Source organism: Arthrobacter sp. 147(2020), from assembly GCF_013116715.1.
Classification (GTDB): domain Bacteria; phylum Actinomycetota; class Actinomycetes; order Actinomycetales; family Micrococcaceae; genus Arthrobacter_D.
On record NZ_JABFOM010000001.1, the window covers coordinates 428639 to 451704 of the forward strand.

At 65.4% G+C, this 23066-nt stretch carries 24 protein-coding genes and 1 pseudogene; 14 read left to right on the top strand and 11 right to left on the bottom strand.

Annotation, left to right across the window (positions count from 1 at the left end):
• Nucleotides 1-100 precede the first annotated feature (100 nt).
• From HMI58_RS02070 to HMI58_RS02090, 5 genes are all read left to right on the top strand, one after another.
• Nucleotides 101-1438 carry an MATE family efflux transporter gene (locus HMI58_RS02070; protein ID WP_171617962.1) on the top strand — a complete coding sequence of 446 codons (1338 nt, stop codon included), beginning with the start codon at nt 101-103 and terminating at the stop codon, nt 1436-1438.
• Between the two features lie 111 nt (nt 1439-1549).
• Complete coding sequence (locus HMI58_RS02075) at nt 1550-2164, top strand: hypothetical protein (RefSeq protein WP_171617963.1); 615 nt, start codon at nt 1550-1552, stop codon at nt 2162-2164.
• A 59-nt stretch (nt 2165-2223) separates the two neighbouring features.
• The gene (locus HMI58_RS02080) at nt 2224-2562 is read left to right on the top strand and encodes a hypothetical protein (RefSeq protein ID WP_205207778.1); all 339 of its coding nucleotides are present in this window, start codon (nt 2224-2226) and stop codon (nt 2560-2562) included.
• A 106-nt stretch (nt 2563-2668) separates the two neighbouring features.
• Nucleotides 2669-3097: a DUF1761 domain-containing protein gene (locus tag HMI58_RS02085; RefSeq protein ID WP_171584802.1), complete on the top strand. Its 429-nt coding sequence runs from the start codon at nt 2669-2671 to the stop codon at nt 3095-3097.
• A 105-nt stretch (nt 3098-3202) separates the two neighbouring features.
• On the top strand, nt 3203-4162 hold the full coding sequence (locus HMI58_RS02090) for an IS481 family transposase (protein ID WP_171617964.1): 960 nt from the start codon (nt 3203-3205) through the stop codon (nt 4160-4162).
• 23 nt (nt 4163-4185) lie between these two features.
• Here the strand turns inward: HMI58_RS02090 and HMI58_RS02095 are convergent, their stop codons facing one another.
• A complete protein-coding gene (locus tag HMI58_RS02095; RefSeq protein WP_171584801.1) occupies nt 4186-4731 on the bottom strand; it encodes a CGNR zinc finger domain-containing protein in 546 nt (181 codons plus the stop codon).
• 86 nt (nt 4732-4817) lie between these two features.
• Here HMI58_RS02095 and HMI58_RS02100 point away from each other — a divergent pair, with 86 nt between their 5' ends.
• Both HMI58_RS02100 and HMI58_RS02105 read left to right on the top strand, forming a co-directional pair.
• The gene (locus HMI58_RS02100; protein ID WP_171584800.1) at nt 4818-5786 is read left to right on the top strand and encodes an EamA family transporter; all 969 of its coding nucleotides are present in this window, start codon (nt 4818-4820) and stop codon (nt 5784-5786) included.
• Between the two features lie 56 nt (nt 5787-5842).
• Complete coding sequence (locus HMI58_RS02105) at nt 5843-6649, top strand: hypothetical protein (protein ID WP_171617965.1); 807 nt, start codon at nt 5843-5845, stop codon at nt 6647-6649.
• Nucleotides 6650-6653: 4 nt separating this feature from the next.
• Here HMI58_RS02105 and HMI58_RS02110 read toward each other — a convergent pair whose 3' ends face one another.
• Genes HMI58_RS02110 through HMI58_RS02120 form a run of 3 tightly spaced genes read right to left on the bottom strand, consistent with a single transcriptional unit; the run spans nt 6654 to nt 9546 of the window.
• Nucleotides 6654-8945 (bottom strand): heavy metal translocating P-type ATPase, encoded by a 2292-nt coding sequence (locus HMI58_RS02110; protein ID WP_171617966.1) that lies wholly within the window; start codon nt 8943-8945, stop codon nt 6654-6656.
• Nucleotides 8946-8980: 35 nt separating this feature from the next.
• Nucleotides 8981-9205 carry a cation transporter gene (locus HMI58_RS02115; protein ID WP_171584797.1) on the bottom strand — a complete coding sequence of 75 codons (225 nt, stop codon included), beginning with the start codon at nt 9203-9205 and terminating at the stop codon, nt 8981-8983.
• Between the two features lie 29 nt (nt 9206-9234).
• Nucleotides 9235-9546 (bottom strand): metal-sensitive transcriptional regulator, encoded by a 312-nt coding sequence (locus HMI58_RS02120; RefSeq protein ID WP_171584796.1) that lies wholly within the window; start codon nt 9544-9546, stop codon nt 9235-9237.
• A gap of 152 nt (nt 9547-9698) precedes the next feature.
• Here HMI58_RS02120 and HMI58_RS02125 point away from each other — a divergent pair, with 152 nt between their 5' ends.
• Entirely contained in the window at nt 9699-10337 is a 639-nt protein-coding gene (locus tag HMI58_RS02125; RefSeq protein ID WP_171617967.1) for a DUF305 domain-containing protein, read from the top strand.
• A gap of 52 nt (nt 10338-10389) precedes the next feature.
• The gene (locus HMI58_RS02130) at nt 10390-11034 is read left to right on the top strand and encodes a DUF3105 domain-containing protein (RefSeq protein ID WP_171617968.1); all 645 of its coding nucleotides are present in this window, start codon (nt 10390-10392) and stop codon (nt 11032-11034) included.
• Between the two features lie 55 nt (nt 11035-11089).
• Here the strand turns inward: HMI58_RS02130 and HMI58_RS02135 are convergent, their stop codons facing one another.
• Nucleotides 11090-12637, bottom strand: a complete 1548-nt coding sequence (locus tag HMI58_RS02135) for an MFS transporter (protein WP_171617969.1) — start codon at nt 12635-12637, stop codon at nt 11090-11092.
• Nucleotides 12638-12698: 61 nt separating this feature from the next.
• Here HMI58_RS02135 and HMI58_RS02140 point away from each other — a divergent pair, with 61 nt between their 5' ends.
• The gene (locus HMI58_RS02140; RefSeq protein ID WP_171617970.1) at nt 12699-13247 is read left to right on the top strand and encodes a TetR/AcrR family transcriptional regulator; all 549 of its coding nucleotides are present in this window, start codon (nt 12699-12701) and stop codon (nt 13245-13247) included.
• 6 nt (nt 13248-13253) lie between these two features.
• On the opposite strand, the gene HMI58_RS14795 is transcribed toward HMI58_RS02140, so the two are convergent.
• From HMI58_RS14795 to arsB, 4 genes and pseudogenes are all read right to left on the bottom strand, one after another.
• Nucleotides 13254-13901 (bottom strand): arsenate reductase ArsC, encoded by a 648-nt coding sequence (locus HMI58_RS14795; protein WP_171617971.1) that lies wholly within the window; start codon nt 13899-13901, stop codon nt 13254-13256.
• A 47-nt stretch (nt 13902-13948) separates the two neighbouring features.
• Nucleotides 13949-15332 (bottom strand): annotated as a pseudogene (locus HMI58_RS02150) (FAD-dependent oxidoreductase).
• Nucleotides 15329-15742 carry an arsenate reductase ArsC gene (locus HMI58_RS02155; protein WP_171617972.1) on the bottom strand — a complete coding sequence of 138 codons (414 nt, stop codon included), beginning with the start codon at nt 15740-15742 and terminating at the stop codon, nt 15329-15331. Before HMI58_RS02155 ends, HMI58_RS02150 begins: the two are co-directional and overlap by 4 nt.
• Complete coding sequence (gene arsB, locus HMI58_RS02160; protein ID WP_171584788.1) at nt 15735-16835, bottom strand: ACR3 family arsenite efflux transporter; 1101 nt, start codon at nt 16833-16835, stop codon at nt 15735-15737. The genes HMI58_RS02155 and arsB overlap by 8 nt, the downstream gene beginning before the upstream one ends.
• A 110-nt stretch (nt 16836-16945) precedes the next feature.
• On the opposite strand from arsB, the gene HMI58_RS02165 reads away from it, so the two are divergent.
• On the top strand, nt 16946-17299 hold the full coding sequence (locus HMI58_RS02165) for a metalloregulator ArsR/SmtB family transcription factor (RefSeq protein WP_171584787.1): 354 nt from the start codon (nt 16946-16948) through the stop codon (nt 17297-17299).
• A gap of 106 nt (nt 17300-17405) precedes the next feature.
• Here HMI58_RS02165 and HMI58_RS02170 read toward each other — a convergent pair whose 3' ends face one another.
• On the bottom strand, nt 17406-17798 hold the full coding sequence (locus tag HMI58_RS02170) for a VOC family protein (protein WP_171584786.1): 393 nt from the start codon (nt 17796-17798) through the stop codon (nt 17406-17408).
• 96 nt (nt 17799-17894) lie between these two features.
• Between HMI58_RS02170 and HMI58_RS02175 the strand changes: the two genes are divergently transcribed.
• On the top strand, nt 17895-18473 hold the full coding sequence (locus HMI58_RS02175) for a dihydrofolate reductase family protein (protein WP_225668766.1): 579 nt from the start codon (nt 17895-17897) through the stop codon (nt 18471-18473).
• Between the two features lie 117 nt (nt 18474-18590).
• On the opposite strand, the gene HMI58_RS02180 is transcribed toward HMI58_RS02175, so the two are convergent.
• Complete coding sequence (locus tag HMI58_RS02180) at nt 18591-19646, bottom strand: lactonase family protein (protein WP_171617973.1); 1056 nt, start codon at nt 19644-19646, stop codon at nt 18591-18593.
• Between the two features lie 95 nt (nt 19647-19741).
• Here HMI58_RS02180 and HMI58_RS02185 point away from each other — a divergent pair, with 95 nt between their 5' ends.
• Both HMI58_RS02185 and HMI58_RS02190 read left to right on the top strand, forming a co-directional pair.
• On the top strand, nt 19742-21199 hold the full coding sequence (locus tag HMI58_RS02185) for a cryptochrome/photolyase family protein (RefSeq protein ID WP_318779270.1): 1458 nt from the start codon (nt 19742-19744) through the stop codon (nt 21197-21199).
• A gap of 87 nt (nt 21200-21286) precedes the next feature.
• A complete protein-coding gene (locus HMI58_RS02190) occupies nt 21287-23005 on the top strand; it encodes an alpha/beta-hydrolase family protein (RefSeq protein ID WP_171617975.1) in 1719 nt (572 codons plus the stop codon).
• The last annotated feature ends 61 nt before the right edge of the window (nt 23006-23066 follow it).

Sequence of the window (23066 nt, forward strand, 5' to 3'; positions counted from 1 at the left end):
GTGCCTCACTCTTCAGCGTAGCCGACACCGACGCTCGAGCCGTTGGCGGGGGTCAGGCGGCGGCGCGCAGACTGTCCAGGGCAAGGCATAGGGTGGCCTTGTGAGCACCACCCTTCCCAATACCCGTGAACTGAGCCGGCGCATCCTGCACCTTGCCGTGCCCGCCCTGGGTGCACTGATCGCTGAGCCACTTTTCCTGCTGGCCGACTCTGCCATCGTGGGTCATCTTGGAGTGGAGGAACTGGCTGGTGTGGGGCTGGCCTCCACGGTGCTGCACACCGCCGTCGGCCTGATGGTGTTCCTTGCCTACTCCACCACTCCGGCCGTGGCACGGTTCCTGGGGGCCGGCAGGCTCCAGGATGCGGTGGCGGCCGGCCGGGACGGTATTGGCCTGGCTCTCGTGCTGGGTGTCCTTCTTTCCACCCTGGGCTGGATCCTCGCCCCCGGCTTGTCTTCGCTGATGGGGGCCCAAGGGCAGGTGCACGACTTCGCTGTCGACTATCTGCGCTACTCAATGCCGGGCCTGACGGCGATGCTGGTGGTGCTCGCAGCAACCGGCGTGCTCCGGGGTCTGCAGGACACCAAGACCCCGCTGCTGGTGGCCGGTATCGGCTTTGCCGTGAATATCGGATTGAACTTCCTGCTGGTCTACGGGCTGGGTCTCTCGGTTGCCGGATCCGCGCTGGGAACCAGCATCACCCAGTGGGGGATGGCGGCGGTCTACCTGACGATCGTCTATCGCCTGTCCCGAACGAACCACGTTCCCCTTCGGCTGTCCTGGCACGGACTGCGGGCCACGGCGCGGGTCGGTTCCTGGCTGATGCTTCGCACGATGAGCCTGCGGATCGCGATCCTGGCAACGGTATATGTCGCGACGGCGCAGGGCTCGGTCTCCCTCGCGGCCCACCAGTTGGTGATGACCATCTTCATCTTCCTCGCGTTTGCCCTTGACGCGCTCGCCATCGCCGCACAGGCTCTGATCGGCAAGGAGCTCGGTGCCGGTGACAAGCCGCTGGCGCATGCGCTGACCCGGCGGATGATCCTGTGGGGGCTGGGGTTCGGCGTCATCACCGGCGGAGTCCTGGCGCTGGCGGCACCGTTTGTTGGCTGGATCTTCACCACCGACCAGTCGGTGCAGGCTGCGCTCGCCGCAGGCCTGTTTGTCCTCGCAGCCTCGCAACCGATCTGCGGGCTGGTATTTGTGCTCGACGGGGTTCTCATCGGTGCTGGCGACGCGCGGTACCTGGCGATCGCCGGAGTTGTGAATCTGCTGCTGTATGTGCCCCTGCTGGTCTGGGTGTTCACTGCCGGTCTGTCCGGCCCGGCTGGCATCGTCTGGCTGTGGCTGGCGTTTGGCGTCGGTTACATGGCGGCGCGCGCCGGGACGCTCGCGTGGCGGGTGCGGAACGATCGCTGGATGGTCACCGGCGCGAGCTAGGGGGCGTCGGCCCGGAGGGGGTACCGAAGTATCCCTGGGAGCCGGGGCGGGGATAAACTGGAGTGTCCGGGACTGAACTGATCAGCCCTACGTCGAACCGGAGGTCTGCGCATGGGTGCCGCACAGCACGATGTTACGGCTCAGTCGCCGAGCCAACCGGGCGAGCAGGCCGCAGCCGTGTGGCAGCCCCTCCTGTTCCGCGCCGTGGTGTCGGCCGCGTTCGGCGCGCTGACGATCTTCTGGGTGCAGCCCTCAGTCCATGTGATGTCGGTGGCCGGCGGGGTGTACCTGTTGGCGCTCGCCGTCTCGGCCGCCTGGCTGGAGCGCGCAATTGGATTGCGGTCCAGCGGGGACCGGTGGCTTGTCTCCATCGCGCCAGGGTTCCTGGCTGTCGGCGCCTTCCTCAACCTGTGGATCCACACGGATGCCATGTTCGCCCAGGCGGGAGCCCTCGTCCTGGTGATTGCTGGCTCCGCCGAGCTGTACGTCGGCCTGAGGCAGCGCCGCACCAACGTTGTCGCCAAGGATCTCATCGTGGTCGGCACGGTGACCCTGGCATCCGGGGCGCTGCTGCCGATTTTCCAGGGTGCTGGCGCCCATGCACTGCTCGGAGTGGCAGGAGGCGGGGCGGTGATCACCGCCGTCGCCCTCGCGATTGCATCGCTGGGATACCGGCATGACGTGCGTCACCCGGCCCCGGCGGGTGCCGTCCACCCCGTAAACTAGGACCGGCAGTCTTTCTACCCCTCGTAGAAAAGTCAGCCGCAATTTCCCAAGGAGTAACAGTGTCCAAATCCAGTAGGGGCGTCAAAGGCCCGCTCATTTTCTCTGCCGCCCTCGCGGCGGTCGCGGGAGTCGTGGCGATGATCGTCTCCACCGGTGGGGGCACCAGGGAGTTGCGGGTGGATCTCGGGCTTACGGCGGCGGGGATCGCTTTCATTGCCGCCCTCGTGGTCTGCGCGATGCTGATGATGACTGAAAAGCCGAATGCCGATCACCTGGGCAAGGGCACCGGCATCAACCGCTCGTCGGCGAAGATTCCCGGGGGTGCCGGCAATGTCGACAAGGACGGACAGCCCAAAGGGACGCCGCGCGGCGGTCCGGACAGCACCACCGAGAACTGACCCGCCAACGGTTTCCTCCTTGTTCAGTGGGCAATAGCGACCCGCCCGCTGCGCCAGGTCTACACTTTCAGCTGGAGAGACAACCCCAGCAGGGAAGAGGCGCAGCATGATTCCGGAGATCAATATTTGGGCGGTACTTGTTGCCACCCTCTCCACCATGGTGGTGGGCACCGTCTGGTACACGCCCAAGGTATTCGGCAACTACTGGATGCGGGTTGCGAAAGTCGATGTCAGCGGCGATTCGAAGGACGCCATTCGGCCCATCCTCATCACCCTGGTGGTCAGCCTGATCAGCGCTTGGGTTCTGGCTGGCGGCGCCGCGATTGCCCAGGACTTCTATGGCGGAAACTTCCTGCTCAACACCCTGATTACCGCAGTGATTCTGTGGGCAGGGTTCACTGCGTCCCGTTTCATTACCCACGACGCGTTCGAGGGACGTCCCGCCGGGCTGACCGTCCTGAACTGTGCACACGAGCTAGTGACCTACCTGGTGATGGCGCTCATCATTGGGCTGTTCGGCATCAGCGGCGCCTAGATGTACTGGGCCGGGACGTTGTTGACGCGAGGGTCTTGAAAAGGAGGAGGACCTCCGGGCTAAGTGGAGCTGTCTAGTTCCCACACTTCGTGCTCGGAGGTCCTCGTGTCTCACGTTAACGCCCGCCTGACAGTTCATGGAAGACGATTGCTCGTTGATCGGGTAGCCGCGGGCCGGCCGGTCGCGCATATTGCCGCGGAACTCGGCGTGTCCCGGCAGACCGCCTACCGATGGGTTCGACGGTTCAGGATCGAAGGACCCGCCGGGTTGCAGGACCGCTCGAGCCGACCCCATACCTCACCGGGTCGGACCAGCCCGGACCGGGAACAGGCGGTCCTGGACGCCCGACGCCGGTTGCGGTTCGGGCCGTTGCGCATCGCGGCCACCACGGGAGTCCCGGCACGGACTGTGGCCCGGATTCTACGCCGCCACCAGGTGCCGCGCCTGGCCGACTGTGACCCGCTGACCGGGACCCCGATCCGCGCCTCCCGTGCCACGATGACCCGGTATGAACACGACTTGCCCGGTGACTTGGTACACCTGGATGTGAAGAAACTCGGACGAATCCCGGACGGCGGCGGCTGGCGCGCCCACGGCCGCTCAGAAAAGGTCCGGGGTCGGGGCATCGGCTATGACTATGTGCACGTCGCCATTGATGACCACACCCGACTGGGCTACGCCGAGGTCCTGCCCGATGAGAAGGGCACCACCGCAGCCGGGTTCCTCACCCGCGCCGCCGCGTACTTCACCGCCCACGGCATCGACCGGATCGAACGCGTCATCACCGACAACGCGTTCGCCTACCGCAACTCCGCAGCCTTCAAGCAGGCCGTGGCCGATCTCGGCGCTTCCCAGCGCTTCATCAAACCCCACTGCCCCTGGACCAACGGCAAAGCCGAACGCTTCAACCGCACCCTGCAAACCGAATGGGCATACCGCCAGATCTTCAGCAGCAGCACCCACCGCCAAGAAGCCCTTGCACCCTGGCTCAAGCACTACAACACTGAACGCATCCACACCGGCATCGGAACCACACCCATCACCCGAGTGTCACCAACCTCATGACCCAGTACACCTAGCGCGGCAGCCTATCCCGTAACCGCCTTACGGGCCCGATACGCTTTGACGTGGGTGCGGTTGGCGCAGTTCCCGGTGTCGCAGAAACGCTTGGAGCGGTTGCGGCTCAGATCCAGGACCACGGCGCTGCAGTCCTCGGCTGCGCAGATCCGCAGTCGGTCCATTTCGTGGGTCCGGATGACGTCGATCAGTGCCATCGCCGCCTCGGTGGCCATCCGGTCTTCCAGTGGCGCCTCGGGGCCGGTGGCGTGGAGGTGCCAGTCCCAGTGGTCGTGACGGACCAGTCGGGGAAGGGCCTTGGCGTCGCTGAGCATCCGGTTGATGCGGGCCACGGCGTCGTTCTCGGACGACGTCCAGACCTCTTCCAGCTCCGCGCGCAGACGCCGTACCGCACTCAGCTCGTCACCGGTCCGCGCCCGCGAACCTGAAAAGTCCTGCTCGGCGAGGAACTGGTCCAGATCCGCCAGGGTGGTCAGCTGGTCGGGGTCTTCCTTCCCGGTGTTGATGAGGGCCGCCGCGGAGATCAACGCAATCTCCGTGTCATTGGCAAAGGCCATGTTGACTCCTGACATTGTTCGGGTCTACTGTCACTACCATAATCATAGTTTGGTCATGACACTAACGGGTTCGGCGGAGGTTCGGGATGAAGAATGGTGCAGCGGCGGGCCTGTGGTTCGCGATCATCTCGGCGGCAGCCTTCGGCGTGTCCGGACCGTTTGCTAAGTCCCTCCTGGAGATCGGCTGGAGCCCGGGCGCCGCGGTAGGTGTTCGGATCGGCGGTGCCGCCCTTGTTCTGCTGATCCCGGTGCTCTTTGCTCTGCGCGGGCGGTGGACGGCACTGCGCGGCAGTTCGCTGACCCTGATCATCTACGGGGTCACGGCAATTGCGCTCTGCCAGTTCTTCTACTTCAGCGCTGTCCAACGGATGTCGGTGGGGGTGTCCCTCCTGCTGGAGTACCTTGCACCGGTACTGATCGTGGGCTGGCTGTGGGCGCGCAGCCGCAAAGCGCCACGCCGCCTCACCGCTGCCGGCTCGGTGACGGCGATGCTCGGTCTGCTTTTGGTGTTGGATCTGACCGCCGATGAGCGGCTGGACCCGATCGGTGTTCTCTTTGGACTCGCGGCCGCGGTCTGCCTCGCGGTGTTCTTCCTGATGTCAGCCCGGGCCGACGACGGACTGCCCCCGCTGGTCATGGCAGGTGGTGGCATGGTGGTCGGTGCGGTCGCCATCGGCTTGATGGGGCTGGTCGGCATCATGCCGTTCGCCTTCGAGTTCCGCGACGTGACCCTGGCTGGGTGGGAGACCAGCTGGCTGGTGCCGGTGCTGGGCCTCGTGCTGATTTCTACAGTGGTTTCCTACTTCACCGGCATCCTGGCCGCCCGCCAGCTAGGGTCCAAGGTGGCCTCCTTTGTGGGTCTCACCGAGGTGATGTTTGCGGTGCTTGCGTCCTGGCTCATGCTCGGCGAACTGCCCGGCCCCATCCAGCTCCTCGGCGGGCTGTTGATTGTCGGGGGAGTGGTTATGGTGCGGGTTGATGAATTACGGGCACCAGCGGACGGCAATCCGCCGCTTGACCGGGCCAACGACGTCGAGCCGGTCCCCCTGCCCTGAGCCCACCGAACCAGGTCCTGCTACCACTATGCTGGAGCCCACAGGGAGGTGGGCGGGTGCTGGATCACCGGCAGGGACAGCGATCGGTGGCCTTCCTGCTGGGCAAACCCCCCAGGGCGGGCACGCTGCTCCCCGAGATCATGGCGTTGTTGAACGCCGCCGACGTGGACACGGCCGTTCACCTGCCCCATGACCAGCCGGAGCTACCCGACTGGGTGGCGGGCGCCGATCTGGTGGTCCACCGCGGCCTCAAATGGTCAGCCCTGCGCTCTGTGGCGCAGCTCGCTGAGGCCAGGGTTCCCTGCTGCAACCCGCCCGCCGCCGTAGCACTGACCCGTAAACGGCCCGCCCTGATGGCGCTCCTAAGCCAGGCCGGCCTCCCGGTCCCGCTGACAGTGGCGGTAAGCGACTGGCAGGAAGCACGGGCCGCGGCAACCACCCTGAGCGTGATCAAAACGGCGGAGGGAGCCGACGGACGTGGTGAAAATGTCCTGGCCGGGACCAGGGGCGATCTGCCGGGCGCCCCGCCCTTCCCGGGACCGTACGTTGTCCAGCCCTTCATCGCCAACGACGGGTGGGACCGAAAGCTCTATGTCGCCGGCGCGCGGGTGAGGTCTCTGCTGAAACCCTCGCCGCTGGCGCACGGCCACGTCACCGGGGGTGCGCCGATCGCTGTCGACGACGCCCTGTCCCGGCTGGCAGGGCGCGTCGCCGACGTTACCGGTCTGGAGATCTTCGGTGTCGACTTCCTGATGGGGGAGGCCGGCCCCGTGATCGTCGACGTCAACCCGTTCCCCGGCTTCCGTGGGGTGGGGGAAAGTCCGGCCATGATCACCGAACACCTGCTGGCACGGCTCGACTGAGCGGCTACCGGCCGAAGCGTCGTAGCCGCAGCGAGTTGGCCACCACCAGCACCGAACTGGCGGCCATCGCCGCGCCCGCGACCATCGGATTCAGGAGGCCGAGGGCTGCGACCGGAATACCGATCGTATTGTAGAAGAAGGCCCAGAACAGGTTGCTCTTGATGGTGGACAGTGTCTTGCGGGAGAGTTCGATGGCCTGCGCCACCTGCTCCAGGCTGTTGCCCATCACTGTCAGGTCGGCTGCCTCGATGGCCACATCGGTGCCGGATCCCATCGCGATGCCCAGATCCGCTTGTGCCAGGGCAGCGGCGTCGTTCACCCCGTCCCCCGCCATGGCAACGGTGGCTCCCTCAGCCTGCAGCTTCCGGATCGCCTCCACCTTGCCCTCGGGCAGGACACCAGCGAGGACGTCCTCGGGAGCAATGCCCACCTGGTCCGCCACCCGGCGGGCGACCGATGCGTTGTCGCCGGTCAGGAGGATGGGCCGCAACCCTAGGTCTTTCAGCCGTGCAATGGCGGCCGCCGATGAGTCCTTCACCGCGTCCTTCAGTGAGATTAACCCTGCAACCTGGCCGTCAACAGCCACCCAGATCGCGGTGGAGCCGGCGTCCTGCTGGTCAGCAAGCGCGGCCAGGTGTTCATCGGTGACAGGGACCCCGTTCTCCTGAAGCCACCCGGACCGCCCGGCGACCACAGTGACCGGACGGCCGCCGTCGACGACGGTTCCGATCACCCCGCCGCCAGCTGAGCTCCTGAAGTTGGTCACGGCAGGATGGCTTGGTGCAGCAGCGGCAATTGCCTGCGCAATGGGGTGCTCGCTGGCCGCCTCCACCGCGCCAGCCAGCGACAGGACGCGATCCCGGTCCAGTGTTCCCAGGACGACGACGTCGGTCACCGCGAGCTTGCCGGTGGTGACCGTGCCCGTCTTGTCCAGCACAATGGTGTCGACGGTCCGGGTGTCCTCGAGGACCTGTGGTCCGCGGATGAGGATTCCCAGCTGGGCGCCGCGGCCTGACCCGGTGAGCAACGCCGTCGGTGTGGCCAGACCCAGCGCACACGGGCAGGCGATCACGAGGACCGCGACGGCCGCAGTGAACGCCGACTGAAGGTCGCCGGTCAGGACCATCCACACGATGAAGGTCAGGACGGAGATGGCCAGCACAATGGGCACGAAGACCGCACTGATCCGGTCCGCGAGCCGCGCGATGGGAGCCTTCCCACTTTGCGCCTGGCTGACCAGGCGCCCCATCTGAGCCAGGGTGGTCTCGCTGCCCACCCTGGTGGCGCGGATCACCAGCCGCCCGGAGGTGTTGATGGTGGCGCCCGTGACGACGTCGTCGACGCCCACGTCCACCGGCAGGGACTCGCCGGTGATCAGGGAGGTGTCGACGGAGCTGGAACCGTCGACGACCACCCCATCGGTGGCGATCTTCTCGCCGGGGCGCACGACGAACTCGTCTCCGTGGACCAGGGAATCTGCAGGCACCCTCACTTCGACGCGGCGTCCGTCCTGCTCACGGAGTACTGTCGCATCCTTGGCGCCGAGGCTCAGCAGCGCCTTAAGCGCTTCGCCAGCGCGTTGTTTGGCGTTGGCTTCCAGGTACCGGCCCAGCAGGAGGAAGGTGACCACCACTGCTGCGACCTCGAAGTAAAGGGAGTGGTCACTCATCGACATGCCGGCGTGCTCGGTGATTGACGGGTCGGCGATCAGTTGCCAGGCGGAGAAGAGGAAGGCTGCGGTGACGCCGATCGATACCAGGGTGTCCATCGTGGACGCCAGATGCCGGGCATTGATGGCGGCGGCCCGATGGAAGGACCAGGCGGACCAGGTGACCACCGGCAGGGTCAGGGCGAAGACCACCCACCCCCAGTGGGGGAACTGGGCGGCTGAGACCATGGAGATGATCGCGATGGGTAGGGTCAGGACGGCAGCGACGATCAACCGGGGGCGCAACTGTGTTGCCGTTCCCCCGTGGGAGAGGTGGTCGGAGTCGGCGGGAAGGGTGCCTTCCAGGGCTGGATCGGCGGCCGGGCCCCGCCCCGGAGCGCTGTGCGCCGGTTTTTTGAGCTGGGCGGTGTACCCGGTCGCCTGCACCGTGTCGACAATGTCCTGATCCGTTATGGTGTCGGGGACGGTGACAGTGGCGGACTCCAGGGGCAGGTTGACGCTTGCCTGGACCCCCTCAAGCTTCCCGAGCTTGCGTTCCACCCGTCCCACACAGGAGGCACACGTCATGCCCTGGATGTCGAGCTCGACGATCCTGGTGGGGGTGGTGGGAAGCTGGTCGGTGCTCATGGGGAATCCTTTGGTGGCTCCGGTGGGGTGCGGTGCTAGGCGTCGTTGGCGACAACCAGGTAGCCGGCCTCGGCTACTGCCTCGCCCACCTGCTCTGGGTCGAGATCAGTGGTGGAGGTGACGGTGGCGGTGGAAATACCGCCCTTGTTCAGGTCAATTGAGACTTTCTCGACGCCTTCGAGCGCGCTGATTTCCTCACTGACGGCGTCGACGCAGTGGCCGCAGGTCATTCCGGAGATATTGACGGTGGTGGTGCTCATGGGTGGTGCTCCTTGAGGTGGGCCAGGTGTTACCGCAGCAGTCGACTGATCGCTGCTGAGGCTTCCTGGACTTTTTCCTGGACAATTTCGGGGTTGCCGGTGAGCTGGGATTCGTTGGCGGCGCCCACCACGCAATGCGCGATGTGCTCCTCCAGCAGGCCGATGCTCACCGCATGGAGGGCCTTGTTGATGGCCGACACCTGGGTGAGGACGTCAATGCAGTACTTGTCTTCCTCGATCATCCGCGCGATCCCGCGGACCTGACCTTCGATGCGCCGTAAGCGCCGCAGGTAGGCGTCCTTGTCGGCGGTGTATCCGTGTTCAACGGTGGTGTCAGTCATCTGGTCCTCCTTGATCTCAGTCCAAAGTATACCCCCCACCCGTATATATCAAGTACCCCAGGGGGGTATTCCTGATCTTTCTCAGGGAACGCCGAGCCTCATGCAATACGTTAGAGAGACTGGATAGGCCTGATGAACAAGGAAAAAGGTAGATGACCCTGCACCTCGAGACGTGGCAGAAGCGCGCGCTCATTGCCCTGGCCGGAGCGCTGGTGCTCTCCCTCCTCGCGCTCGCATTTGTAGCAGGCCGGGTCGGAACCGGCGTCGAGCATCCCGCCGCTAACAGCGCCGACGCGGGCTTTGCCCGCGACATGCAGATTCATCACACGCAGGCGGTCGAAATGTCTCGGCTGGTGCGTGACCGCACCGATGACGAGGTGGTGCGGGTCATCGCGTATGACATCGCGATGACCCAGCAGCACCAGATCGGCCAGATGTATGCCTGGCTCGAGGAGTGGGGGCTCCCGCAGAGCTCCTCCACTCCCAACATGGCCTGGATGGAAGGATCGATGGATCACCACGGCGGAGGAAGCATGCTGCGAGACGACGGGTTGATGCCCGGCATGGCGACCGAGGAACAGATGCAGGAACTGGCCGACGCCTCGGGGGTTGAGGCCGAGCGGATCTTCCTGACCCTGATGATCACCCACCATGAAGCGGGCGCGGAGATGGCACAGGCAGGGGCTGAGCTTGCCCAGGAGCCCCGGGTCAAGGTTGCCGCCGAGAAGATGGCTGAAGCCCAGGTCGCCGAGATCACGGCGATGGAAGACATGCTGGACGAACTGCCGTAACACCGACGGTACATTTGTTGTAGACACACCCACGGAAAAAAGGATTCACGCGTTGAATAAGAAGCGAGCTCAGGACAATGCCGACCGCCAGGCGCGGCTGGCGGCCATCCAGTCCAAGCAGCGGGCCAGCGACCGGAAGCGCACCACGCTGATCCTCGGAGGTATCGGCGCGGTGGTTGTGGCCATCATCGTTGCGGTGACCATTGTGATTGTGGGCCAGGTCCAGGAAAACCATCGGATCGAAGAGCTCGCGAGCCAGCCCATCGAGGGCCTGCAGGAGTTCGAGGACCTCAGCTTCAACCACACCGATGCGCCGGTCGAATACGAACAGTCCCCTCCCGTCGGTGGCGACCACAACGCGACCTGGACCAACTGTGGCATCTACCCGTTTGAGATCCCGAACGAGAACACCGTCCACTCGTTGGAGCATGGCGCCGTCTGGATTACCTACCAGCCGGACCTCCCCCAGGCGGAGATCGACACCCTCACCGATCTGGTGGGCTCCAGTGGGTACGTGCTGCTTAGCCCCTACGCCGATCAGGAATCACCCGTCATGGCGAGCGCCTGGGGTCTTCAGCTCGGCGTCGATTCCGCCGATGATGACCGCCTTGCGGTCTTCCTCGAGCGGTACATCCAGGGCGAGCAGACCCGCGAGCCAGGCGCTGCCTGCTCCGGTGCCCTCACCCCGACGGCCTAGGTTCCCTCTAGCGAATCGACCGCATCGGCGCGCCTGACGGATCCCTCCCGGATCCTTAGGCGCGCCGCAGGCTCCACAGGGCCAGCGCCGACGCAAAGACCATCAGTGCGGCACCGATCCCCGAGGTCAGCACCACTCCACTGTCGAACGCGTGGAACGCTGACGCCAGCAGCTGACTGCCGCCGTCGGCCGGCAGTTCAGCGGCAATGTTGACGGCCCCACCCAGCGTTTCGGTAGCGGTGGTGGCCTGTTCAGGGCTCAGTCCTGCGGGCAGGTCGAGGTTGCGCTGGTACGAGGCGAGCAGCACGCTGCCCAGCAGTGCTGTGCCGAAGACTGAGCCCACCTCGTAGGCCGTTTCGGAGACCGCTGACGCCGCCCCAGCCTTTTCGGCGGGCACGGTGGTGAGGATCAGGTCGTTCGACACCGTTTCGGACGCACCCACTCCCACGCCGAGCAGCATGAAGGAGAACAGCAGGATGGCCGCGGAGCCACCCTGGCCGGTGACGGCAACAAAGGCGTACGCGGCCGCCGAGAGCAGCAGGGCGACAGGGACGACGATCCGTGGTGGCACCCGGCGCACCACCGGCACCACCGCCAGGCCAGCAATGATGGTCATCACCAGCCCCGGTACCAGAATCAGGCCCGCGCTGAGTGGGCTGAGCCCGAGAACCAGCTGCAGGTGCTGGGAGACGAAGTAAATGAAGCCGACCAGCGAGAAGATCGCGAGCAGGTTCACCAGCACCGCACCGGTAAATGCCCGCACCGTGAACAACCGCACATCCAGCATGGGGTTGGACCGTCCGAGTTGCCGCCTGACAAACAGGGTGCCGGCGGTGAGCCCGATGACGACGGCGGCAACGGTCACCGTGACGGAGTCGCCCTTCGCGAAGTTCTTGATCGCGAACACGATGGGCAGCATGGTCGAAACGGACAGGACGATGCTCGCATAGTCCACGCGTCCGGGGTTGGGATCCTTGGACTCCGGGACGAGTGCTGGGGTGAGGGCCAGCATCAGCACCAGCACCGGAACAGCCAGCAGAAACACCGATCCCCACCAGAAGTGCTCAAGCAGGGCTCCGCCCACCAACGGTCCCATGGCCGCGCCGGCCGAGAATCCCGAGGCCCAGATGGCAATGGCCAGGCGGCGCTGGTTGCGGTCGGTGAAAATGTTCCGGAGCAGGGAAAGGGTCGAGGGCATCAACATCGCGCCGAAGACACCGAGACCCACCCGGGACGCGACCAGCAGTTCAGCGGTGGGCGAGTAGGCTGCGGCGACCGAGAAGACGGCGAAACCGATCGCTCCAATAATGAGCAGCCGACGACGGCCAAACCGGTCGCCGAAGCTGCCCATGGCCACCAGCAAGCCGGCCAGGACCAGCGGATAACTGTCGATGATCCACAGCAGCGTGGTGCCGCTGGTGTTGAACGCCAGCGAGATGGCCGGGGTGGCGAACGCGAGCACCGTGTTGTCGACGGCCACCAGGAGGACGGGGAGCATGAGGACAACGAGGGCTGTCCATTCGCGCCGGCCAGCACGGCCGACAGCGGGTGTGAGGGCAGCCGCTCCAGGGGTCGGCTTAGAGAGATGGGTCGAGTTGCTCATTTCTCGATACTATACCGTCCAGCCGGTACAGTAAAGCTGAAGAGAACGTTACGATGAGCATATGGCTAGTTCCAAAGAGCGCATCCTCGACAGTTTCGAGAACATCCTTATCCGCGACGGGGAGCGGGCCGCCACCATGGAGTCAGTGGCCGCCGCAGCTGACATTTCCAAGGGTGGCCTGTTGTATCACTTCCCGTCCAAGGAGGCCCTGGTGGACGCCCTGGGGGAACGGTTGCTCGCTCTGTCGGCGCGGGACCGTGAGCTGATGGCCGCCGACCCCGACGGCGCGGCCCGCTACTACGTGCGAACCTCGGTGTATGAGGACAGTGCCCTGGACCGTGCGCTGGTGGCGATGGCCCGGCTGGCGCAGCAGGGGCACCCCAAGGCGCAGCAGAACTTTGCCCGGATTCAGGCCTTCTGGCTGGAGGCGCTGGAAGCGGCACTGGGTAGCCACACGGTTGCCCGCGCGGTGAAGCTCATGGGTGACGGGCTCTACTACGAAGCTGCCTTCTTTGCCGGCAGCGGGGCAAACCAGCAGTCCACCGCTGAAATGGAGCAGCTCCTGGAACTGGTGGATCTGCTGCAGTCCTCGGACCGCGGCGGTTCCTGACTTCCGCTACTCGCCCAGCAGCTCGGTGGCCAGGGTGCGGATCCGCTCGGCCAGCTCGTTACGCACACGGGCGACTCCGGCGGGGTCAAGGTCTGCGGGGTCTTCCACCTGCCAGTCCTCGTACCGCTTTCCCGGATAGATCGGGCAGGTGTCGCCGCACCCCATGGTGATGACGACGTCGGCGGCGCGGACCACGTCGTCGGTGAGTGGCTTGGGGAACTCGGCACCCAGATCGATGCCGAGCTCACTCATGGAATGAATGACATTGTGGTTGAGGTGCTCAGCCGGCATCGATCCGGCCGACCGCACATTGATGCGGCCCTCCGTGTACTGCTTGAGCAACCCGGCAGCCATCTGTGACCGACCCGCGTTCTGGACACAGACAAACAGGACCTCAGGCTTCCCGCTGGGACGGATGCCCTGTGCATGGGCGAGGGCGTCCAGGCGGTCCTCGGCAAAGTGCTTGGTGATGGAGGCCAGATAGGTCTTGATTTTGGCCGTCCTGGCCAGCGCCGTGTAGGACTCAAAGACATAGCGGTCCACCATCTCTGGGCTGAACACGCCCTCAAACTTCCTGGCCAGCTCACCGCTGACCCGGTGCAGAACATGCTCATCATTGATCAGGCCGGGCATTGGGTGGGATCGAGAGGACATCTTTGCTCCTTGAGGTGAATCTTTGGTGTGTTTACCCAGTGCTGGTTCTAGTAGTCGGGGTCGTTGGAGCGACCGTGGAGCGTTCCCGTCGGAACGCCAATGGTGACCAGCTGCGGCGCGGCTGACCAGCTGCGGCGCGGCGCAGCAGTTGTCAGCCTCGGCGTCTGCAGGCGATGCGGGAGCGTCGCAGGAGCCACCCAGATCGGTACTGCAGACTCCGGTCTCCGGGAGGTCAAGCTGGACCTCCGCTGAGGCGGCCATGTCACCAGCGATCGCCGCCACCACTGACCGCACCTGCTCATAGCCGGTGGCCATCAGGAAGGTGGGAGCGCGCCCGTAACTTTTCATCCCCACGAGGTAGAAGTCTTTGTCGGGATGGGCCAGTTCTTTTGCTCCATGCGCCTGCACCGTTCCGCAACTATGGAATTCGGGGTCGATGAGTGGTCCGAGCGCTCGCGGCGCTTCCACCGCCGGATCCAGCTCCAGGCGAAGTTCTTTCAGGATGTCCAGATCCGGGCGGAATCCCGTTGCCGGAATCAGGATGTCGACGTCGACGGAGTCGTCGGAGGCGTGAACAGTCAACGCCTCGTCCGCCGAGAACCCTGTGATGGTGAAGGACGTCCTGAGTTCTACGACGCCGTCCTCAACCAGTTGGCGCAGTCGGGAGCCAAGCTGGCCCCGGGCGGGCAGGCCATCGAGGTCGCCGCCACCGTAGAGGCGGTCGGCGGAACCGGTACCGCGGACGGCCCAGATGATCGAGGTTGAACTGGTGGCCTTGGCTACCTGTCCCAGGGCAATCAGGGTGTTTGCCGCTGAATGCCCGGCACCCACGACCATCACCCGCTTGCCTTCGAACTTGTCCCGGTCATCGCCCGTCACGTCGGGCAACGGGTGAGTGATGAATCGTGCCGCTGCGCTCTCGCCGTGAGCGGGGAGTCCACCCTGACCGAGGGGGTTCGGTTGGTCCCACGTACCGGAGGCGTCGATGACCGCCCGAGCCAGATGGTCCTCGACCCCGTTGGGGCCGTCGACGCGGACCAGGAACGGTTGGGTGTCACGGCCCCTGGTGCGGGTCTTGTCCATGCCCTGGCGGGTTACGGCGATGACCCGGGTCTTGAGGTGGAGTGCCTCGGCTATCGCCGGCACGGCTGCTAGCGGCGCCACGTAGTCGACCACCAGCTCAGCCCCGTACGGCAGTGCGGTACCTCGTGGCGCAGTCCATCCGGTGGGCTCCAGGAGCCGACGCGCTGCGGCGTCGATGTTGAACTGCCACGGCGAGAACAACCGGATGTGGCCCCAGTCGCTGATGGCAACGCCCGCCGTCGCACCCGCTTCGAAGATCAACGGCTGTAGGCCGCGTTCCAGCAGGTGGGCTGCAGCGGCGAGTCCGGTGGGCCCCGCCCCGATCACGACGACTGGGAGCCCGCTCATGCTGGCAGCAACTCAGCGATCAACGTCTCGACGCGGCCCTTGATGGTGTCGCGGATGGGGCGTACGGATTCGACGCCCTTGCCCGCCGGGTCCTCCAGCACCCAGTCCTCGTACCGTTTGCCCGGGAAATAGGGGCATTCGTCGCCGCAGCCCATGGTCACGACGACGTCGGAGTCCTTGACGGCGTCGTCGGTCAGCACCTTGGGGATCTCAGCGGACATGTCGATGCCGAGTTCACGCATCGCCTCCACCGCTGACGGGTTGATGGACTCGGCTGGCTGCGATCCGGCGGAGCGGACCTCGATCCTGCCCTCGGAGAGGGTGGTCAGGAACGCGGCGGCCATCTGTGAGCGGCCGGCGTTGTGGACGCAGACGAAGAGGACCGAGGGTTTGGTCGGTGAATCAGACATGTGAGCTTTCCTTTGCGGGTGTCAGGGGGTCGGTGGTGAAGAAGCGCTTCCGCGCCCACAGGGCCACATAGACCAGTGCAACAAGAACGGGAACTTCAATGAGGGGCCCGACGACGCCGGCCAGGGCCTGGCCGCTCGTCACGCCATAGGTGCCGATGGCGACGGCGATGGCCAACTCAAAGTTGTTGCCAGCGGCGGTGAACGCGAGGGTGGTGGTTTTGGCATAGCCAAGGTTCAGCAGCTTGCCGATTACCATGCCCGCGGCGAAGACCACCAGGAAGTAGATCAGGAGGGGCAAGGCAATGCGGGCGACGTCGAGCGGACGGGCAAGGATTTCGTCGCCCTGGAGGGCGAAGAGGATCACGATGGTGAATAGCAGTCCGTAGAGGGCCCAGGGTCCGAGCTTTGGGAGGAACTTGTCCTCGTACCAGTCGCGCCCCTTGGTGCGCTCGCCGATGGTCCGGGTGAGGAACCCGGCCAGCAGCGGGATCCCCAGGAAGATGAGGACGCTGATGGTGATGGCCCAGAAGGAGAAGTCGGCACTGGTGGTGGGCAGTCCCAGCAGGCTCGGGAGCCCTTGCAGGTAAAACCAGCCCAGCGCGCCGAAGGCGAAGACCTGGAAGACCGAGTTGATGGCGACGAGTACCGCGGCTGCTTCGCGGTCGCCGCAGGCAAGATCGTTCCAGATCATCACCATGGCGATGCAGCGGGCCAGGCCCACGATGATCAGGCCGGTGCGGTATTCGGGCAGGTCCGGAACAAAGACCCACGCCAGAATGAACATGAATGCGGGTGCGGCGACCCAGTTGATCACCAGTGAGGTGATCATGAGCTTCCGGTCCTTGATTACCGCTCCGGTCTGGTCGTAGCGGACTTTGGCCAGCACCGGGTACATCATCACCAGCAGGCCGACGGCGATGGGCAGGGATACCGAGCCGATGGCCAGGGAGTCAAGCGCGCCGGCCATCCCGGGAATGAACTGGCCGAGCGCGATGCCCAGCACCATGGCGGCGATGATCCAGACCGGGAGAAGCCGGTCGAGGGTGGACAGTCTGCCGGCCGTGTCTTCGGCGGGAGGGGTTTGGGTACTCAAGGGGCTCCGTTGAACTTCGGGGGATGACCATCTAATAAATCGATGGTCGTCGATGCCTGAAGTATTTCCCAACACATCGACGAATGTCAATGTCAGTGCATAATGGATGGATGACTACCGCAGTGACCGCACCTCCCGATACCCTGACCGCCTGCTGCACCCCCACGGGCGAGCCGGCGATGTCGGTGGAGACGGCGTCGTCGTTGGCTGCCCAGTTCAAGGCCATCGCTGACCCGAACCGGCTGCGGATGGTGTCGATCATTTCCTCGAGCGAGAACGCCGAGGCGTGCGTGTGCGACATCACCGAGCCTCTCAATCTTGGGCAGTCGACCGTCTCGCACCATCTGAAGATCCTGGTGGACGCGGGCGTCCTGACCCGTGAGAAGCGCGGCGTCTGGGCCTACTACTCGCTGGTTCCCGGGGCGCTCGACAGCCTCGCCGGAGCGCTTACCGGCCGTTCCTAGCACCAAAACCCCGCCGGCACCTTGCCCGTCCCACGGGCCGAACTGTTGGATCTGGCGACTCATCCCGGGTTCAACCCGCCAGATTTCACGGTTCGGCGGAGGGGGGTTATACCGTGGTGAGCACCGAGAGGACGTTGCCCGCAGGGTCCTTGAACCAGGCGATATCAGGGCCGTTGCCGCGCATGATCCCCTTCGAATCGGTCGGCAGTCCGTCTTCGTAGATCTTGGTCTTGATCCCCGCGGCATTGAGGGCGTCAACTGCTTCATCGATGTCCGGTACGGCAAAGTTCAGGACGGTGAACGACGCCGGTTCGTGGTCGGGTTTGCCGTAGATCAGAATGATCCCGCCCGTCTCCAGATGAACTTCAAGGAAGCCCATCTCGTTGGTGACCACCTCCAGTCCCAGGGTCCCGCTGTAGAACTCCCGCGCGGCGTCGATGTTGTCCACCGACATTCCGCTGAACGCATTTTTGGTATCAAACAGCTTGGCATCAGACATTGTCGGCTCCTACCCGGTCTCAACCAATGTGTACGTCGTTCACATTGCCATAGATCAAATTTCTCCGACAGGGCTAGACTGCGAAAAATACAGCTGATGACCACCGGGAAGGAGCACCCCATGGGGAACAGGGGCTGGCAGGGGCACGTCTTTATCGGGATGAGCGTCGACGGCATGATTGCCCGCGCCGACGACGACCTCGACTGGCTGACCGGGGGTGCGGACGCTCCGGCTGACGGCGCGAATGATCCTGAGGCGGCCGGGTTCACCGAGTTCATGCAGCTGGTGGACCACATGGTGATGGGGCGCAGCACCTACGAGATTGTGCAGTCTTTCGGGGAGTGGCCCTACGGGGACACCCCGGTGCTGGTGCTCAGCACCACTCTTGACTCCGCCGATCCCCGGATCACGGTGGTCAGGTCCCTCGACGAGGCACTGGCCCGGCTTGACGACGACGGTGCCCGGCACGTGTACGTCGACGGCGGCCGGACGGTCCGAACGTTCCTGGCGGAGGGATTGATCAGCACGCTGACCCTCACCCGGGTGCCGGTGCTGATCGGCGATGGTAAACCTCTCTTCGGCTCACTACCGGCTGACATCCCGCTGACGCACGAGGATACGAAGGTGCTCTCCGGCGGCGCCGTCCAGACCCGTTACCGGGTCAAAACCGGCTAAAGCGCATCAGAAAAGTGGCGGACCCGCATATCAGTGGTGGTCCCACCACGAGGCTGCTGCTCCACCACTTTTCTGGGCCGCTGGAGCTGTTCCTGTGCCGGAGGAGCAGGCAGGACCCTACGTCAGCGGCGAAAACTCAATCCACCGAGGCCCCGCCGAGCTGTCGAGGCTCTCGCGCTCGCGTAGCGCGCCGCTCTCCGGGTCGATCGCGTACAGGGTCAGTCCGCCGGACGCCTCCCCGCACGCCAGGAGAAAACCCCCCGTGGGGTCGATGTTCATCCCGCGGGGTTGCGCCTGAGTCGGCACGGTGTCGACAAGGGTCAGCGTTCCGTCGGCAGCGACGGCGACGACGGCGATCGTGCTGCTGGAGCGTTCGGTGCTGTACAGGAAGCGACCGTCAGGGGAGACCTGAAGTTCAGCGCACCAGATGGCGTTGGCAGCCGGTTCCGGCCCGGACCCGTCCCGGACCCGACCCGGCACGAGGTTCAGCCCGGGGGACACCGAGGAGATCCGCTGCTGCTCGGTAAGGGCCCCAGTCTCGGGGTCGCACGCGTAGGCTGCGATGTCTCCCGACATTTCATGAAGCGCATACAGGGTGTCCCCGGCAGGAGAGAAGCGGAGGTGCCGCGGTCCGCTGCCGGTCGGAGTGGCAATCTGGCCGCGGTTGGTCAGTGCCGGGGTGACTGGGTCCAGGGCCCACCACACGATCAGGTCATCGCCCAGGGCGGTGGCGTAGGCAAACCGGCCATCGGGGCTGGTGACGACGGCGTGGGCGTGTTCACCCGGCGCCTCGGTGAAGGTGGTGTCGGGCAGCATGCCGCCGTCGGCGTCGAGGGCCATCACGCTGACCAGATGGTCATTGTAGGAAGCGCCGAGCAGCACGCTGCCCGCCGGGCTGACGCTGAGGTACGCCATCCCTGCCGGCAGGTCAGCGTCCTGGACCGGGGTGAGGGAGCCGTCCTGTCCGTCGACGGTCAGTGCCCGCACCGTCGGCGAGCTGGTGGCCAGCGCGGCATACAGGATGCGGTCTTCGGGGTGCATTGCCAGGCACTGAACCTTCGATCCCAGCGTCAGGGACGGGCCGGCCGTGAGCGTACCCGCCCCGGTGTCCAGCTGGAAGGTGTCAATGCTCTGGCCGTCGGCGCAGGCAACATGAACAGCGAATCGAGTCATACTCAACACCCTAGCAACAGCCCGTACGGCGTCACCGGTGTGCAAGCATTGCAGCGGAGCAGATGCACCGAAGGTGCAGGAGAAGGAGCAAAACTGTGCACGTCCGTTTGGTCTTCCCACACCAGCTCTTCGAGGAGCACCTCGAAGCGCCCACGTCGGAGAGCTTCATCCTGGTGGAGGACGACCTCTTCTTCCGTCACTACCGCTTTCACCAGCAGAAGCTGGTGCTCCACCGGGCCAGCATGCGCCTGTTCGCGCAGCGGCTCCGGGATGCCGGCTACACGGTGGAATACCTCGAGTCCTCGGCTGCTGCTCCCAGCCAGGAACGTCTGGGTGCCCTGCTCGGTGAGGTCGGCGCTACCCGGTGCAGCTACTTCGACGTCGTCGACGACTGGTTGAACCAGCGGCTCGCCGCGACCCTCGGGAAGTGTGGACTGTCCCCGGAGGTCAGGACCAGTCCGGGGTTTCTCCTCAGTCAGGATGATCTCACCGGATACTTCAGGACCAACGGCTGGCGGATGCAGAACTTCTACGAGTGGCAGCGGCTGCGCCTGGGCATCCTGGTTGAGCCCGACGGCGGCCCCGTCGGCGGACGCTGGAGCTTCGACACCGAGAACCGGAAGAAGCTCCCCCGGGGGACCACGCTGCCGGACCTGCCCCGCTTTGACGCCGACGCCGAGGTGCGGGACGCTATCGACTGGGTGGCCAGCGAGTTCCCCGACAATCCGGGCACCGGCGGGGAGTTCAACTGGCCGGTCACCCACCGGCAGGCCGCTGATGCGCTCGAGGCGTTCCTGAACGACCGATTCGCAGACTTCGGCCCCTACGAGGACGCCATCTCTGCCCCCGACTCCTTCCTGTTCCATTCGGCGCTCAGCTCCAGCCTGAACCTGGGGCTTCTCAGCCCGCTGGAGGTGATGGATGTGGCCCTGGATCATGCGGGACGGCATGACACGCCGATCGCCAGCGTCGAGGGGTTCATCCGGCAGGTCATCGGCTGGCGCGAGTACATGAGGGCCGCTTACCTGCTGCGCGGCCGTGAAATGCGCACCAGTAACACCCTCGGGTTTGACCGTACCCTCAACCAGGGCTGGTGGACGGGGGACACCGGGCTGGAGCCGGTCGACGTCGTCATCCGCCGCGTCATGGACACCTGCTACGCGCACCATATTGAGCGGCTGATGGTCCTGGGCAACGCGATGGCCCTGCTCCGGATCGGCCCGGACGCCGTCTACGAATGGTTCATGGCAATGTTCATCGACGCCTACGACTGGGTGATGGTCCCCAACGTGTACGCGATGAGCCAATACGCGGCTGGGAACATGATCACCACCAAGCCCTATGTGAGCGGCAGCAACTACCTGAAGAAGATGAGCAATTTCCCGGCTGGCCCCTGGCAGGACAGCTGGGACGCGCTGTACTGGCAATTCGTCAGCGACCACCGCGACATGTTCAGCCGCAACCCCCGTTCATCGATGATGGTCAGCCTCTACGACAAATTCGACGACGAGAAGAAGGCCCGCCTGCGGGAGGAAGCGGGGCGGTGGCTGTAGGGCAACGGAGCCCAGCACCGGCGGAGACCCCAGCCAGGATGGACATCATCGCCCCACTTCCTCTCAGTTAGCGGAATAATCGGGGAGGTGAGGCTTCTACAGGGCGGTGCCGCCTACCTCCGGGACAACTGGATCAACCTGCTGTGCGCCCTGGCACTGGCATCCCTGGCGTTGACCCCGTCGCTGGTGCCCCGTCCCACGGTGTTCCAGGGATTTCTTGCAGGGCTGTGGCTCATGCTCGGCTTCCAGTTGGGGTTTGCGCTCCGTGCCCTGGGTCGGGTGGTGTCCCGCAGATTCGGGTCCCCTGCACCCCGTCGGCGGCCGACCACCCCCGTCCCGTCGCGGTCCGCCGTTCGGTGGGGGCTGATCGTGGGCGCCGGTGTGGTTGCCTACGCGATCGGGTACGGGGCGTTGGTGGTGTCGTGGCAGAACGAGGTCCGCGCGCTGGTGGAAATGGAGCCGATCGATGGGCCCGGCTACCTCACCGCCGTATTGAGCGCGCTGGCTACTGGCGCCTTATGCTTCGGGATCTTCCGAGGCATTTCTGCGGTGCGCCGCCTGGCGTCGGGCGTGGCGGGTCGCCGTGGGGCGTCGCCACAGGCTGCACGCTGGATCGGGAGGGGCGCGGGACTCGTGGCGACGGTGCTCCTGGTAGTGGTCGTGGTGGGGGCAGGGTTGGGAGCGGTCAGCCAGATCTACGAGGGCCGCGATGCGCAGACTCTCTCTGGCAGTGGGCAACCGGCGGTGGCTACCAGATCCGGGTCGCCCCAGTCCGCAGCCGAGTGGGACGGTCTGGGCCGCCAGGGGCGCGCGTTCGCCGGAGGCGGACCGAGCGCACGGAATATTGGTGAGGTGACAGGGGCCGACGCCGTCGAGCCTGTCCGCGTCTACGCCGGGCTTTCGCAGGGTGCCGGTGTGGTGGAACGAGCCCGACTGGTGGTCGAGGAACTGGAGCGGGCTGGTGGATTCGACCGCGAGGTGTTGGTGGTGGCGACGCCCACCGGATCAGGATGGCTTGAGCCGCAGGCCATCGCAGCGCTGGAGTACCTGTACGGCGGAGACACCGCAACAGCGTCCATGCAGTACTCCTTTCAGCCCAGTTGGGTGTCCTTCCTCTTCGACCCGGAGTTGGCCGCCGCTTCCAGTCGTGCACTCTTCGACGCTGTGTATGAGCGCTGGGCGGAATTGCCCGACGGCGACCGGCCCCGCCTCGCGGTGTACGGACTCAGTCTGGGTGCACAGGGAATGCAGGGCAGCTTCGCGGGTCTGGCTGACCTGCTGTCGCGCACCGACGCGGCCCTGTTCACCGGTCCACCAGCGAACTCGCAACCGTGGCGCACCCTGCAGGAAACCCGGGACGCGGGCAGTCCCGTCTGGCAGCCCACCTACCAGCAGGGCAGGGACGTGCGGTGGCAGTCCAAGCCGGGGGACTTCGAGCGGCTGGGTGGCGAATGGCGGCAGCCCCGGCTCGGTTACCTGCAACACGCCACCGACCCGATCACGTGGCTTGATCCCACGGTGATTATCCAGCGGCCCGAGTGGCTGGCCGGACCTGCTGCATCGGGAGGGCGTGGCGCGGACGTGAGCGATTCGATGCGGTGGATCCCCGGCGTGACCTTCCTGCACCTGGTGACCGACATGCTCGTCAGCGAGGCGGTTCCGCCCAGCCACGGCCACAATTTTGGCGATGTCGCAGTGGACGGGTGGGCGCAAGTCCTGCCGGGCCATGGCCGCAGCCCCGCGCAGCTGGCATCAATCCAGTCAGCGATTGAGCAGATCAATACCCACGATCCCATCTGGGAGTAGGCCCCAGGGTCCCGAGACCACCCGCTACGGGTGAGCCTTGACGGTGGAGTGCGGTGGAACG